General features: G+C 28.4%; 16 protein-coding genes and 5 pseudogenes. 11 read left to right on the top strand and 10 right to left on the bottom strand.

The window, feature by feature from the left end; translation table 11 throughout:
- On the bottom strand, positions 1–940 hold a 940-nt coding region (locus AJN60_RS06395; RefSeq protein WP_186820461.1), incomplete at its 3' end, for a cache domain-containing protein.
- Between the two features lie 223 nt (positions 941–1,163).
- Between AJN60_RS06395 and AJN60_RS10160 the strand changes: the two genes are divergently transcribed.
- The 7 genes from AJN60_RS10160 to AJN60_RS06370 all read left to right on the top strand — a co-directional run bounded on the left by AJN60_RS10160 (position 1,164) and on the right by AJN60_RS06370 (position 5,363).
- The gene (locus AJN60_RS10160) at positions 1,164–1,412 is read left to right on the top strand and encodes a MerR family transcriptional regulator (protein WP_251820536.1); all 249 of its coding nucleotides are present in this window, start codon (positions 1,164–1,166) and stop codon (positions 1,410–1,412) included.
- A 38-nt stretch (positions 1,413–1,450) separates the two neighbouring features.
- The gene (locus AJN60_RS10155; RefSeq protein ID WP_251821000.1) at positions 1,451–1,588 is read left to right on the top strand and encodes a hypothetical protein; all 138 of its coding nucleotides are present in this window, start codon (positions 1,451–1,453) and stop codon (positions 1,586–1,588) included.
- Positions 1,589–1,714: 126 nt separating this feature from the next.
- Complete coding sequence (locus AJN60_RS06385) at positions 1,715–2,692, top strand: aldo/keto reductase (protein WP_070286120.1); 978 nt, start codon at positions 1,715–1,717, stop codon at positions 2,690–2,692.
- Positions 2,693–2,750: 58 nt separating this feature from the next.
- Positions 2,751–3,170: a cupin domain-containing protein gene (locus AJN60_RS06380; protein ID WP_070286119.1), complete on the top strand. Its 420-nt coding sequence runs from the start codon at positions 2,751–2,753 to the stop codon at positions 3,168–3,170.
- 107 nt (positions 3,171–3,277) lie between these two features.
- On the top strand, positions 3,278–4,033 hold the full coding sequence (locus AJN60_RS06375) for a carboxymuconolactone decarboxylase family protein (RefSeq protein WP_070286118.1): 756 nt from the start codon (positions 3,278–3,280) through the stop codon (positions 4,031–4,033).
- A 52-nt stretch (positions 4,034–4,085) separates the two neighbouring features.
- Positions 4,086–4,244 (top strand): hypothetical protein, encoded by a 159-nt coding sequence (locus tag AJN60_RS09975; RefSeq protein ID WP_237766492.1) that lies wholly within the window; start codon positions 4,086–4,088, stop codon positions 4,242–4,244.
- A 99-nt stretch (positions 4,245–4,343) separates the two neighbouring features.
- Positions 4,344–5,363, top strand: coding sequence for a hypothetical protein (locus AJN60_RS06370; protein ID WP_237766493.1), 1,020 nt, complete (start codon positions 4,344–4,346; stop codon positions 5,361–5,363).
- A gap of 152 nt (positions 5,364–5,515) precedes the next feature.
- Here AJN60_RS06370 and AJN60_RS06365 read toward each other — a convergent pair whose 3' ends face one another.
- A complete protein-coding gene (locus tag AJN60_RS06365; RefSeq protein ID WP_044780632.1) occupies positions 5,516–6,394 on the bottom strand; it encodes an aminoglycoside 6-adenylyltransferase in 879 nt (292 codons plus the stop codon).
- Positions 6,395–6,835: 441 nt separating this feature from the next.
- On the opposite strand from AJN60_RS06365, the gene AJN60_RS06360 reads away from it, so the two are divergent.
- Positions 6,836–7,912, top strand: coding sequence for an NAD(P)-dependent alcohol dehydrogenase (locus AJN60_RS06360; protein WP_070240647.1), 1,077 nt, complete (start codon positions 6,836–6,838; stop codon positions 7,910–7,912).
- 1 nt (position 7,913) lies between these two features.
- Here AJN60_RS06360 and AJN60_RS06355 read toward each other — a convergent pair whose 3' ends face one another.
- Together AJN60_RS06355 and rrpA are read right to left on the bottom strand one after the other, a co-directional pair.
- Positions 7,914–8,363 carry a lipocalin family protein gene (locus AJN60_RS06355; RefSeq protein ID WP_070240646.1) on the bottom strand — a complete coding sequence of 150 codons (450 nt, stop codon included), beginning with the start codon at positions 8,361–8,363 and terminating at the stop codon, positions 7,914–7,916.
- Positions 8,351–8,697, bottom strand: a pseudogene (rrpA, locus tag AJN60_RS06350) (MarR family transcription factor RrpA). The gene AJN60_RS06355 and the pseudogene rrpA overlap by 13 nt, the downstream one beginning before the upstream one ends.
- A 99-nt stretch (positions 8,698–8,796) precedes the next feature.
- Here rrpA and AJN60_RS06345 point away from each other — a divergent pair.
- Both AJN60_RS06345 and AJN60_RS06340 read left to right on the top strand, forming a co-directional pair.
- Entirely contained in the window at positions 8,797–9,384 is a 588-nt protein-coding gene (locus tag AJN60_RS06345) for an NAD(P)H-dependent oxidoreductase (RefSeq protein ID WP_070274647.1), read from the top strand.
- Positions 9,385–9,431: 47 nt separating this feature from the next.
- Positions 9,432–10,271, top strand: a pseudogene (locus tag AJN60_RS06340) (DMT family transporter).
- Between the two features lie 48 nt (positions 10,272–10,319).
- Here AJN60_RS06340 and AJN60_RS09575 read toward each other — a convergent pair.
- The 6 genes and pseudogenes from AJN60_RS09575 to tupA form a co-directional block, all read right to left on the bottom strand.
- Positions 10,320–10,828: pseudogene (locus AJN60_RS09575) on the bottom strand (hypothetical protein).
- A gap of 67 nt (positions 10,829–10,895) precedes the next feature.
- On the bottom strand, positions 10,896–10,973 hold the full coding sequence (locus AJN60_RS10150; RefSeq protein WP_342365290.1) for a hypothetical protein: 78 nt from the start codon (positions 10,971–10,973) through the stop codon (positions 10,896–10,898).
- 59 nt (positions 10,974–11,032) lie between these two features.
- Positions 11,033–11,230 (bottom strand): hypothetical protein, encoded by a 198-nt coding sequence (locus AJN60_RS09570; protein ID WP_070286117.1) that lies wholly within the window; start codon positions 11,228–11,230, stop codon positions 11,033–11,035.
- Positions 11,211–11,925: pseudogene (locus AJN60_RS06325) on the bottom strand (5-oxoprolinase subunit B family protein). The gene AJN60_RS09570 and the pseudogene AJN60_RS06325 overlap by 20 nt, the downstream one beginning before the upstream one ends.
- Before the next feature lie 36 nt (positions 11,926–11,961).
- Positions 11,962–12,498 (bottom strand): annotated as a pseudogene (locus AJN60_RS06320) (LamB/YcsF family protein).
- A gap of 138 nt (positions 12,499–12,636) precedes the next feature.
- A complete protein-coding gene (tupA, locus tag AJN60_RS06315) occupies positions 12,637–13,446 on the bottom strand; it encodes a tungstate ABC transporter substrate-binding protein TupA (RefSeq protein ID WP_044778915.1) in 810 nt (269 codons plus the stop codon).
- Positions 13,447–13,524: 78 nt separating this feature from the next.
- Here tupA and tupB point away from each other — a divergent pair, with 78 nt between their 5' ends.
- Positions 13,525–14,211, top strand: a complete 687-nt coding sequence (gene tupB, locus AJN60_RS06310) for a tungstate ABC transporter permease TupB (protein WP_002871132.1) — start codon at positions 13,525–13,527, stop codon at positions 14,209–14,211.

The raw sequence follows: 14,211 nt of genomic DNA, 5'->3' as shown, positions 1-14,211 counted from the left end.
TTTGGATAGCTGCAAGCGGAGAGAGATATTTTGATACGATGAAATAAAGGAGAATGACGCTAAATACTACCACAATAATGACAACAATAGCTTGAATAAATGCAGCTTTATGAATAGGTCCGTTTATAATATCAGCACTTTCAGTAATACAAGCTGTATAAGCAAGAACTTTAGTACAAGTTCCAAGTCTTTCTTTTCCATCAAGTTTATAAGTAAAAAAATTATTATCTCCATTAGCCTTATATGCATTTAAAACAGGAGAATGATCAATAGACGGATTTAATAATTCTTTATTGGTTGCAGCAAATATTTTATTTTTTTGATCAAATAAAAAAGTATTTCCAGGAGTTTTTGCAACTAAATTTTGTAAATTCTCTGATGGTATATCAACACCTAGCACTCCTATGATTTTACCATCTTTATAAATAGCTTTAGAATATGTTATTACATATTGTTTTAAATTTGTATCTAAATATGCTGGCGTAACAAAAATATCATTTGTTTTTAAAGCTTCTTTATACCAATCTTTTGTCTTTATATCTAAATCATCACGCAACTCAGGCATTTTTATGTCATTGGATCTTTGGCTGAGTAGAACTTTTCCATTTGTTAAACCTAAATAAATATTTAATGCGTTTATGCTATGACGATAGTGTTTTAATATAGGACCGACATTGTTAATAATATTTTCTTCAGTATTTAAAGATTGATAAGGTAAGCTTGTGATATCTTTTTCTAAGTTTTTAGTAAAAAATTGGTTTGTAGAACGGAAATTTTCAACTACAGATTGCGTGGCTTGAAGCAAGTTCATTTGATTTTTAAGAGTGGTTTCATGTAATGAGGTTTTTGTGAAATAAAAACTTACAATACCTAGAACAATTAAGGCAAAAATTGCAATTAAATTTGCAATGAGAGAAAGTTTGATTTTTATACTATTCATTTTTTTCCTTTTTTTGTATTTATTTTTAAATTTAAAATTAAATCTAGTATTATTTTATCAAAAAATATAAAATATTTTTTGACTTTTATCTTGAAAATTTAAAAATTTAATTATATTAATTGAAAATTATATGTATTTTTCTAAAAAGTAGCATTAATATAAAATAATAAAATATTTAGTTAAAAATTGAATTGTATGAAATTTATATTTATAAAGGATTAGAATGGCTTATACGATCATAGAGGTAGAAAGAAAAACAGGAGTTTCTAGTAGAACACTTAGGTTTTGGCTAGATAAAGGTTTATTTCCCTTTGTGGAAAAAGATAAAAATGGAGTGCGTTATTTTAGTGAAAAAGATTTAGAATGGGTGATTTGGGTGGATTGTTATAGACAAATTGGCATGAGTATCGAGGATCTTAAAAGATATATTTTTTATGTGCTAAGGGTAAAGATACGGCAAAAGAGAGATTAGAGATTATTTTCAAATTAAAAGAAAAAACACTAAAGGATATGAAAAAATTGGAGAATATTATAAAAAAACTTGATTTTAAAATAGATTATTATGAAAAAATGGTTATGGAAAATAAAGATGAGCTAAATCCTTTAAGTAAAGATTATATTAAACGAAAAAAACGAGTAAAAATTTAAAAATATTTAATTTTATTCTTGACTTACACTAGATGTTAGGTTTTATACTTTTAATTAACATGATAGAAAAATGTTTTTAATAATTAAGAATTATCAGTTTTTAATAAAAAATAAAAAAGGATAAAAATGCAAAAAAGAAAATTAAGAAATTTGGAAGTAAGTGTCTTAGGACTTGGTTGTATGGGAATGAGCTTTAGTTATGGAGAAGCTAAAGATGAAAAAGAGATGATAACACTCATTCATAGGGCAAAGGATCTTGGTATTGATTTTTTTGATACAGCCGAAGTTTATGGTCCTTTTATTAATGAAGAATTAGTAGGTAAAGCAATAAAACCTTTTAGAAATGAAGTGGTATTAGCAACAAAATTTGGTGTCAGGATTGAGGGTGCTAAGCAAATTGTCGATAGTACACTTAGTAAAATCAGACAAAGTTTAGAAGGTAGTTTGAAGCGTTTGCAAACAGATTGTATAGATCTTTATTATCAACATAGAGTCGATACAAATGTTCCAGTTGAAGAAGTTGCTAACTTAATGAGCGAGTTTTATAAGGAAGGAAAAATTAAAGCTTGGGGTATGAGTGAAGCAGGGGTGCAAAGTATTAAAAAAGCTCACGCAGTATTTCCGCTTAGTGCGGTTCAAAGTGAGTATTCTTTATGGTGGAGAGAGCCTGAAAAAGAACTTTTAAAAGTTTTGGAAGAATTAAATATAGGTTTTGTTCCTTTTTCTCCTTTAGGAAAAGGATTTTTAGCAGGTAAATTTGATGCAAATTCTACTTTTGAAAATAATGATTTTAGATCGCAAGTTCCACGTTTTAAAAGCGAGAATTTAAAAGCTAATTTAGATTTAGTTTATGCATTAGAAGATATAGCAAAAGCTAAAAATGCTACTTTGGCACAAATTGCTCTTGCTTGGGTTTTGGTGCAAAAAACATTTATTGTGCCTATTTTTGGAACAACAAATTTACGAAGGTTAGAAGAAAATATTAATGCTGTTAATATTGATTTTACTCAAGAAGAATTAAATCATTTAAAGAGTATTTTAGAAAAAATAATAATCAAAGGGGATCGGTATGCCGGTGAAGCAGCTCTTAGAGTTGGGAAATAAAAAGTTTGGTTTATTTCTTATTGTAATGGTTTTATGTAGTTTTGTTAAAGGAGTGTAAATGCAAGAACTTGAAAGTAAAGGAATTCATGGAAGTTTTAAAGGCGATAGTAAATTTTTTAGCAAAAATGTAAAAGTTTCTATGATGTTTAAATCAAATGAGTGGAGAAATTTTAGCGGGGCTTTGGTTGAATTTGAAGCCAGTGCTAGAAGTGCATGGCATACTCATCCTCAAGGACAAACCTTAATCGTAACAGAGGGTGAAATCATCACAAAAGTTCCAGGTCAAAAAGCCTTTATAGTCAAAAAAGGCGATGTGATAAGCTGTCCTATAGGAGTAAAGCATTTTCATGGTGCAACTAATACAAGTAGTGGAGCACACATAGCACTTACAGGTGAGAAAGAAGGTAAAAATGTAGAATGGCTTGAGCTTGTAAGCGATGAAGAATATGAAAATGCCTTAAAAGAAGCAAGAGAGTAAAGAAATTTGTAAATAAAACGCAAAAATTTTATAAAAACTTTTATGTTTTTGGAGTATCTTTAAATGCTCTTTTTTCACAAATTTTAAAAACCACAAAGGATAAAACCATGCAATTAAGACAAAAAGCAAGAGAAATTTTTGAAAAACTCTTAGGAGGAGCAAAAAAGGATCAACTTTTTGCAAGTGATAAAGAGTATTTTATCAATCACATAAATTTTACTTTTAGTGAGAGTTTTGTAAAAGCAAATTTGGATACACAAAAATATTTTTTAATCACCCTTGCTTCTACTTTAGCAGTAGGTGGAAAAATAGAGTTTAAAGCTTTACTTCAAGGTGCAATCAAGAACGATATAAGTCCTATTGTCATCAAAGAAGTGATTTATCAAGCCACGCCTTATGTGGGTTTTGCTAGAGTATGTGATTTTTTAAGTCTTTGTAATAAAGCATTTAAAAAACTAAATATTGCCTTATCTTTGACTTCACAAGACACCACTACGCAAGAAAATCGCAAAATAAAAGGCAGGGAAATACAAAATGCTATTTTTGGTGAAGCCAATATCACTAAAATGATAGAATCTACTCCAGAAGATAAAGCTTTTATAAATGATTTTTTGAGTGCGAATTGTTTTGGAGACTACTATACACGCACAGGACTTGATCTAAAAACTAGGGAGCTTTTAACCCTTGTGTATCTTATCTCACTTGGTGGGCTAGATAATCAAGTAAAAGCTCACATACAAGGCAATCTTAACATGGGACAAAGTAGAAAAGATTTGCTAAATATCATTGCAGCTCTTATTCCATATATTGGCTATCCAAGGGCTTTAAATGCAATTGCTGTGTTAGATAGCTTGACTTTATAATTTTTATGTTAAAAATTTATGTTGCATTTTTATTGAATGAAAGGATTAAAAAATGGAATTTAAAACTTTATTAAATATAAAAGAAAAAAGATTACAAGAATGTCAAGAATTGATAAAAAAACTTGAAAAGGAAAGAAGCAATTATAAAATTACAAATTGTAAAAATATAAAAGAAATAAATATAAAATTAGAAAAATTGATAAAAAAATAAATTTTATTTTTTGAAAATTTAGAATATGAAAAATTTAAAAATAATCCCCAAAAATTTGATGATTTAGAAGATGAAATTTATTTTTATTTTGATTTATATATGATAAATATTTCCAAACCAGAGTTAAAAGAGCTTGAGTTTAATTCTAAAGTTGAATTTAAAAAATATGAGGAACGTTATGAAATAAGAAAAGATAAAAAAGATTTTATTAAACTTTCAAAATCAATTTTGCAAACTTCAAAAGATTTATTTCAAGTTGCAATTTTGGCTGGATTTTCCATAATTATTTTTATACTCATTCTACATTCTTTGCAAACAAAAACCATTCCTTTTTTGGATAGCCAAAAGGGAACTGCTTTGGCGATTACAGGAGTTTTATTTGGAGGAATTTTTAGTTTTTTCTACATGGGAATATTTTCTTTTTCAAGAGAACTATATAAACAATATTTTAAAATACCAATAAGAGTCCCTTTTATAATTTATGTTGCTTCATCCATTATCACTTTTATCACATTACAGAAACCTAATATATTATTATTAATATCTATTGTTATTGTATTTATAGTTGCAAATGGTGCATTATATTTTTTTGGGAGAGAATATAGAATTTCATTAAATAAAATAGAAACTTTTATGCTACAAACCATATTAATATTTATTATGTATGTATCTATGATCATTGTTAGTATTTTTATCATCATCAAATCTCAAGAAGTTAATTGTATTTATCTGGGTATTGGTCATTTAATTATTTTTATATTTTTTAGTCTTCAATTGTGTTTTAAAGACTTTAAAAGTTTTAAATTTTTTGTTTTGATTAACACTATTATCTTATTTTTATCTATTATGTTTTTAAATGAAAATATTACTTCTTATTTGAAAATAGGCAATTTTAAGGTAGAAGAAATGACACTAAGTAAAAATAAAATTGTAAAAAATAAATTATTAGATAATAATATCAGCTTTATTGAAAATGAAGAAGGTTTAAAAGTAAAAGATTTATATATTCTTTCAGATGCAAAAGATGTATATTATATACAAAGCAAAAAAGAAGAAAATAAGAAACTAAAAAAGTCATTTCTAATAGATAAAAAATATGTTTTAGATAAAGATTTTTGATAAAAAAGGAAAGTTAAAGTGCAAAGTATAAGTTAAAATATTTTACTTTAGTATAAATTGCACTTATTTTTAAATATATCAGTTTAAAAAAACTTAAAGACTATAAAAATGCGAAATAAAAGTAGTTTTTATTAAAGAAGAATAAAATAACTTTACAATTTTCTTAAAATTTTGCAATATTTTTTTACATTTTTTCGATAAGAAAAAAGCTTAAAGTCATTCTTTTTTGCTACAAATTTGGTGTTTTTGTGAAATAAATTTTCAAGCTTTTTTCTTGTTTTTTCAATTTGTTCAAGTGAAGTAGTATTAAAAGAATTTAAGATAATTTTTATTTCTTTTTGCTTTAAAAAATTTAGAATATCAGTATTTTGTTTACCTAGCCAAATTTCAAAACCAAATTTAAGTCCGACTTTAAAACTAAGCATATCAAAAAGTGTTTCACGCATAGAATTTAACAAATAATTTGACATTATAAATTGTTTTCTTAAAAGAGCTTTTTCTAATTTTGTAAAAGTAAAATAAAACTCATTGCATATTTCATCAAAATCTTTTTCTGTTGGTTTCTTAATGCAAAAAACATTCTCATTTTGAGTTTTCTTAAATCTTTGATCTTTATCTATAAGCGCTTTGCTTAAAGGTTCAAATTTATAATAATGTTTCAATGATTTTAAGGGGATAAATTTAAAGTCTATTCTCACTCCATTTTTAAAAATTACCAAAAAACTCACCCAATTTTTAGGCAAATCAGCTTTATAGAATTCAAAGCTTTCAGGCGCTTGATAAAATAAAATTTTTCCAAAATTTTTAATAAATTTAGGTAATTTTGCTTTTTTGATATCTTTGCTTTTGTTTAGGTTTAATAATTTTCTCAAATTTTTAGATTTTAGAAAAAATGAAATATCATAATCTTGATATTTATCCTTTTTAGCTTTCTTATTTACTCTTGAACCTTCAAGTGTTATAAGACGAATTTGCTTATAAATAAAAGCAATATTTTTAATTTTTTCTAAAATTCTTTTTTCGCTTTGCATCTAAAAATTCCTTTTTAAAAAATCTTAAAAGTTTTATATTTATATAATAATGATTTTTATCCATTTTGATATATTTTAAAAATATTAAATTTTTATAAATTTTTAATATTTTATTAAAAATTCTATCCTTGTTTAAGGATAAAAAAATAAAATCTCTAAGAAATCTTCGCTATAAAAATTTGTTTTATTTTATATATTCCATTCATTTAAAATCGCCCCTTTATCACACAATTTCTTTATATTTAGAAGTAGCTTTGGTTGTATAAATTCTTTTATATTTTAAAATTTCTAAAGATTTTTAACATTATAAAAAAAATACGTTAAAAAATCAAAAAATTTTAACACATCAAGTATTTTTCTAATTTTTAAAAATTATTTTCTCTCTTGACTTATAGCTACTCTAATGTTTTATAATTATAAAAAATCAAAAAAGGAGCAAAAATGCAATACAAAATTTTAGAAAACAATCGCATTGCAAGTAAAGGCTATGCAATGCTTAGTAAAGATGCGAAATTTACACCCTTTGAATTTAGCCGCCACGCTATTGGCGATAATGATATTTTGATTAAAATCCTATATGCAGGCATTTGTCATAGCGATATTCACACCGCAAGAAGCGAGTGGGGAGAAGCTACTTATCCTTGCGTGCCTGGGCATGAGATAGCAGGAGAAGTTATCGCTGTGGGTAAAAATGTGAGTAAATTTAAAGTAGGAGATTACGCAGGGGTTGGTTGCATGGTAAATTCATGCGGTGAATGCGATGCTTGCAAACGCTCACAAGAGCAGTTTTGCGAAAATGGCAAAACCATCTTTACTTACAATAGTTGTGATGCATTTCACGGCAATGAAAACACTTATGGGGGCTACTCAAACAACATAGTTGTAAGTGAAAAATTTGCCATTTGTGTGCCAAAAAATGCACCGATGGATAAGGTTGCACCTTTGCTTTGTGCGGGCATTACCACTTACTCGCCTTTAAGATTTTCTAAGATAAAAGAAGGTTCAAGCGTTGCTATAGCAGGATTTGGCGGACTTGGTATGATGGCTGTAAAATACGCTGTTAAAATGGGTGCAAAGGTTAGCGTTTTTGCTAGAAATGAAAACAAAAAAGCCGATGCTTTGGCTATGGGTGTAAGCTCATTTTACACAAGCTGCGATAAAAACGCCGTAAAAGAACGCTTTGATTTAATCATCTCAACCATTCCAACGCCTTATAATCCTGCTGTTTATTTGGATTTACTTAAATTTGGTGGCGAAATGGCTATAGTTGGCTTACCTCCTGTGGAAGATAAGGTAAATATAGGCATAAATGAGCTTGTACATAAGGCAGGTAAGAAGGTTTATGGTTCGCTAATTGGCGGTATTGCTGAAACTCAAGAAATGCTTGATTTTTCTTTAAAACATGAAATTTATCCAGAAACCGAGCTTATCACACCGCAAGAAATCGATAAGGCTTATGAAAATCTAACCTCAGGTAAGGCTAAATTTCGCTATGTCATTGATATGACAAAAGAATAATTTAATACTTATTAAAAATCACATCGCTAATGTCAAATCCCCTTTGCTTAGCGATGTTTAAAAGCTCTTTTATACTTTTTTCATCTATTATATTTCTTGCTAAAATCCAAAGATATTTTTTATCAGGACTACCCACAATTGCAACTTTATACTCGCTATCAATAAAAATGATTTCATAATTTACCTTATTAAAAAGGTTCATAAAGATATTAAATCTCACTGCTAATTGTCTATTTGAAACGATTTTTGCCTTACCTTTTATGCTTGAAATTTCATTTTCTTTACTGCAAAAATTTTCAATTTCTACATAAGGAACGCCATTTTTATATTTAAGCTCGTATTTTGCCTTTGAATTTAGGCAAGATTTTTGAAAAAAGGCGGGTTTTCTAGCCATTTCAAGCCATTCTCCCATATAATTTTGTAAAGAAAGTTCGCCAATTAATTCAAGCATTTTTTTCCTTTTTGTCTTTCTCGCCCCATTTGCACATAGCTTGTAAAATGGGAATTAAACTTTGTCCGCGTTTGGATAAGCTATATTCTACCTTGGGTGGAATTTGAGCGTATTCTTTTCTGATAATTAAACCATCATTTTCTAGTTCTCTTAAGGTATTGGTTAAAGTTTTAAAAGATATGGAGCTTAAAAAGCGTTTGAGTTCATTATAACGCACGATTTCATAGCGAAATAAGCAGTATAAAATACTCATTTTATATTTTCCATTAATTAATGCTAGAGTATAGTTAAATCCACATTCTTCGAAATTGCACTGAGAATTCTCTTTAGTCATTTAACATTCCTTTAGTATAGTATCTTGCTTTATTTTCTGTATTGAAAATGATATTATGCTAAGTTATAATTGTATCATAAAATTTAAAAAAGGATAAAAATGAAAAATATACTCTTGCTTAATGGTGCTAAAGAATTTGGAAGTTCAAAAGGACAGCTTAATTTAACATTGCATAATCATGCTTTAGAAATTTTAAAAACATTAGGATACGAAGTAGATCAAACTCACATAGATCAAGGATATGATCCTAAAGAAGAGATACAAAAATTTATAAAAGCTGATGCTGTGATCTATCAAATGCCAGCTTGGTGGATGGGCGAGCCTTGGATAGTTAAAAAATATATCGATGAAGTGTTTGGTTTGGGTGCTGGAGTGCTTTTTAAAAATGATGGAAGAACTCATGAAAATCCTAGTAAAAACTACGGAAAAGGTGGTTTAGATCATGGTAAAAAATACATGTTTTCTCTCACTTGGAATGCACCTCTTGAAGCCTTTAATGATAAAAATGAATTTTTTGAAGGAAAGGGTGTAGATATGGTGTATTGGCATTTGCATAAGGCTCATGAATTTATAGGTATGAAAGCTTTACCAACTTTTATGTGTAATGATGTGGTAAAAAATCCTCAAGTGGAAAAATATCTAAATGAGTATGAACTACACTTGAAAAAAATTTTTAAAAAAATTTGACTTAAAAATTTCAAGGAAAGTATTTGTATATCTTGCTTGTTTTAGCTATGTTTTTATGGGGCTCATCTTGGCCTACTTCTAAGATTTTATCAGCTTATGCTGATACTTCTGTGATTACTTTTTGGCGTTTTTTCTTTGTTTTACTAGGCTCTTTGATGGTATTAGGCTTTTTAAGAATTCTTTTAAGGCTTGAAAAATCTATTTTAAAATGGGTGCTGATAGCAGGAATTTTAAATGGGCTTTATACTTTTGTATTTTTTATTGCCATTAAGCATGGTTTAGCTGGAAAAGGCGGTGTTTTGGTTACAACTATGATTCCTATTTTTTCTTATTTTATATTTATGACAGCGATATTATTTCAAAAAGATAAAAAATCAACTCACAAGATCACAAAGAGTGAAATTCTAGGCTTATTTTTAGGTTTATTATCTGGATTTTGTTTGCTAAATTTAGGGAGTTTAGAAGATTTATTTGGTAAATTTAATATTTTATTTTTATTTGGGCTTTAATAGCAGTGTTTAATCATAAAGCCAAAGGAGCTCACCCTTTGGCGATTAACTTTTATATTAATCTCATTTCTGTTTTAATGTTTTCTTGGGTATTGTTTGATGTAAAAAGTTATGAAATTTTTCATTTTGAATTTTATTTTGGATCAGTATGTTTGTCGTTGCTTTTTTATCAACTATTATAGGTACTAGTATTTATTATTATAGGATTCGCATTTTGGGAGTGTTAAGGCAAATTCTTTTGTTTTAATTACCCCTGCTAGTGCTTTAATTTGTAGTTATTTTATACTAGTTGAGGTGCCAAATGCACTTACTTTGTTAGGTTGTGCCTTGGCTATAGGTGCTATATATTTTATCAATATTTATGGTGAAAAAGCTTAGATCAAATTTTCAAAATCAAGATTGATTTTTTGATCCATAGCTTTAAATTCATTTCTCTTTGTTTATAAAGCTCAAAGGCTTCTTGCATGCTAATGCTTTGGAATTTAAACTAGAGTCTAGCTTAGCCTGTGCGAGTAAAGTTAAATCATTTTCTATAACCGTGGCTATTTTTGTATAACCTCCTGTGCTTTGTCTTGCTGCAATTAAAATGATAGGAATACCACTTTTTGGCACTTGTATGCTTCCAAAAACCGCAGGATCTGAGATGATATCTGCTGAGTTTTTATGCTCTATACTTTCACTAGATTCTGCGTAAATTGCCATTCTATCGCTTTTTGAACCTACTTTATAAGTAGTATTTAAAAAAGTATCTATCCTTTTTTGGTAAAAGCATCTTCATTTGTTCCTAAAATAACGCGTATGATAGGCTCTTTAGAACCTTTAAAAAGAGGATTTTCACATTCTCTAGCTTCTAAATTAAAAGGTATAAAAGTATCATGAGTTTTTAAAATACCATCTTTTTGCAAAGCTCTTCCTTCAAAAATTCCAACTCCCATTTTAGCATCATTGGATTTAGAGTTTAAAAAAACTTTTTACTTCAAAACCACCTGCTACGCATAAATATCAACGAAAACCTATTTTTGCTAAACCAAGTTCTAAAATATTGCCTTTGTTTGCTTTATATACCTTGTAAGTTTTGATTTTTTGATTATTAAGCTTTGCCTCAAATTCAGCCCCGCTTAAAACAAAATAATTCTCATCTAAAATTTATATTTCCCATCCTTTAAACAAAGTTCAATTCCTGCTTCATCTTGTTTGTTCCCAAGCAAGATATTTGCTATTCTTAAAGAATCTTCATCCATAGCCCCACTTCTTGCTATGCCAAATTTAGGAAATTTTTTTCTACCAAAATCTTGCAAACTCGAATTTATAAATGCTTCAATAATTTTTATACTCATAAATTTCCTTTTGATAGACTTTTTTAGCAACTTGTTCTTGGATCTCAAAAAAATTCATCTTTTGAAATGGCTTTAAATTTTAAAAATATATCTGCTTTTAAAAGAGTGGAATTTTTCATCTTCTTTATCAAAAAATTCCAAAGGTGTTCTAGCAATGTTTTCCAACCCTCTGGACTTGATATTAGGATAAACTCCTGTTTGTTTATTGGCTATACCTACACTTCCAGCTTCTATTTTTGCTCTAGGGCTTGAAAGGCGTGGGGTAAAAAGTTTTTTGTCCAAACCTCCAAGATAAGGAAAACCTGCCAAACCTAGCATAAAAACAAGATAGTAAGGCTTAGTGTGAAGAGATATAAGTTCTTCTTTTTAAATTTGATTGAAATTCTAAATCCAGCCCAAATTCTTCATCATAACAAAGTGGAACTTCTATGCAAAGACTTGAGTTTTGCTCCGTAAGTTTAATATCCTTTTTAATTTTTTCTAAAAAATCAAGCAAAGAATTTAAAGAAAGTATACAAGGATTAAAGTATATAAGCAAGCTTGCATAAGCACTTACTAACTCATCAATACCATAAATTTCACTTTTTTTGTATCCTTTGCTCTGTACTTAAAACATAAGCATTAATTTGAGATGAAATTTCTTGCTTAAAAAGCAAAAGCAAAACTTTACTTCCACTAAAATGCACACTAAACATTGCTAAAACCTATATAAAATTTTCCAAAGCACAAATTTAAATTTGTTCTTTTTCTAAATTTTCTTTGATTTTTTTAACAAATTCTAAAGCTTTTACATATCCCCATGAACACAAATACTATTAGCTTTTAAATCAATTTCTTTGCCATTTATGCTTGTAACTTTGCTTTCTTTTATCATTTTTATCACGCGTTTGATAGCTATTTTCATCAATAGCTGCCATATTATAAAGTGCACCATGGGCTTTAAAATGCTGTATTTTCATACCTTTTGCCTTGGCAAAGCCAAATAAAGCTCCTAGTTGATACAAGACATAGTTTTTAGCCTCTTCAAAGCTTATTTGCATATTGCGTCTTCCAAAACCCAAAAGATCAGGATAAGATGGGTGTGCTCCTATGCAAACACCATTTTGCTTGGCTAAATTTAAGGTTTTATCCATCACACAAGGATCACCCGCATGAAAGCCACAAGCGACATTTACTGAACTTACAAATTTTAAAATTTCTTCATCCATTCCCATTTTATAGGCGCCAAAACTTTCCCCTAAATCACTATTTAAATCCACTTTGAACATTATTTGACCTTGTATATTTAATTATTGATTTTATTATATCTAAAGAAGAAATTTAAATAAGCTAAAAGTATTGAAAAATAAATAAAAAAGTTACAATAAGTAAAAATAATATTTAAGCAGGCTAAAACCTGCTTAATTTTAATCCTTCCTTGTTTTTGCATCAACTACGAATAAAGGTTTATAGAGCAATTTAAATCCGCTAATAAAACTTAAAGTATCGTCACTTGTAAGCCAATTGATAAATTTTTTAGCTTCAGTATAATTGACATTTTTGCAATGCTTAGGATTTGTTGCTATAACAGAATAAAAATTTTTAAGGCTATCATCACCTTCATTTACAATGACTAAACTTGGATTTCCTTTTTCACTGGCTTCATATTTGATATAAGTGCCACGATCAGTTAAAATCACACCTTTTTTTTCTTCAGCGATTTTAATGCTTGCTAGCATACCTTGTCCACTTTGTTGATACCAGTTTTCTTTTTCAGGCACACCACCAAGATCTTTCCAAAGACTTTTTTCTTTATTATCAGTACCTGATTTATCGCCTCTTGAGATGAAAGTGAGTTTTTCATTTTTGATAAGTTCTAAACTTTCTTTTAAATTTTTGCCTTTAAATTTAGAAGCTATTGATTTATCCGCAATGATGATAAAATCATTATACATCACAGGGGTTCTATCCACGCCAAAACCTTTTTTTATAAATTCTTTTTCTGCTTTTGGAGAGTGTACAAAAAGTACATCAGCATTGCAATCTTCACCCATTTTTAAAGCCGCACCTGTTCCTACTGCAACCCATTTTAAGGTATTGCCGCTTTCTTGTTCATAAAGAGGCTTTAGAGCATCCAAAAGTCCTGTATTGTCAGTGCTTGTTGTGGTTGCCATTTTAAGTTCTGCTGCACTTGCACTTAAAGCTAAAGCAAGGGCTAAAGAAATGATTTTTTTCATTTTTTCTCCTTATAAATTTACATAAAAAAATATTTTAGCATAATTATGCTAAAATTACTTATTTTAAAAAGGATATTTTTGGATTATATTTTTGATGGTTTTAAACAAGCTTTATTTTTACTTTTTAATGCTGATGAAAGTGTAATTTCAGCTATAAAAACTACACTTTTAAGCTCAAGTATTTCTATAGTTTTAGCTTTGCTCATAGGTTTTCCTTTGGGATTTATCTTAGGCTTTTTTGATTTTAAATTTAAACGCTTTATAAAACTTATCATAGATACTAGCCTTTCTTTTCCAACAGTTGCAGTAGGACTTATACTTTATGCACTGATTTCAAGTCGAGGACCTTTGGGAGAATTTGGACTACTTTTTACTATAAAGGCTTTAATTTTAGGGCAGTTTATTTTAGCACTTCCTATAGTGATCGCACTTTTTTCAAATTTGATAGAAAATATGAATAAAAAACATTTTTTACTTATAAAATCTTTTCACCTAAGTCCTTTAAAACTTGTTTTAATGATGATTTATGAATTACGCTTTGCTTTGATTAGCGTCGTTGCACTAGCTTATGGACGCATTGTAGCAGAAGTAGGAGTAGCGATGATAGTGGGTGGAAATATTAAATACGACACTAGAACCATAACCACGGCTATTTCTCTTGAAACCAACAAAGGCGAATTTGCTAGTGGTATAGCTTTGGCTTTGGTTTTAATTCTCATTGCCTTTTGTTTAAATTTCATTACACACAAACTCAAAAGAACATAA

Source organism: Campylobacter sp. BCW_4323 (assembly GCF_001763115.1).
In the GTDB taxonomy this organism is placed as follows: domain Bacteria; phylum Campylobacterota; class Campylobacteria; order Campylobacterales; family Campylobacteraceae; genus Campylobacter_D; species Campylobacter_D jejuni.
This window is presented reverse-complemented; position numbering and strand designations above follow the sequence as displayed.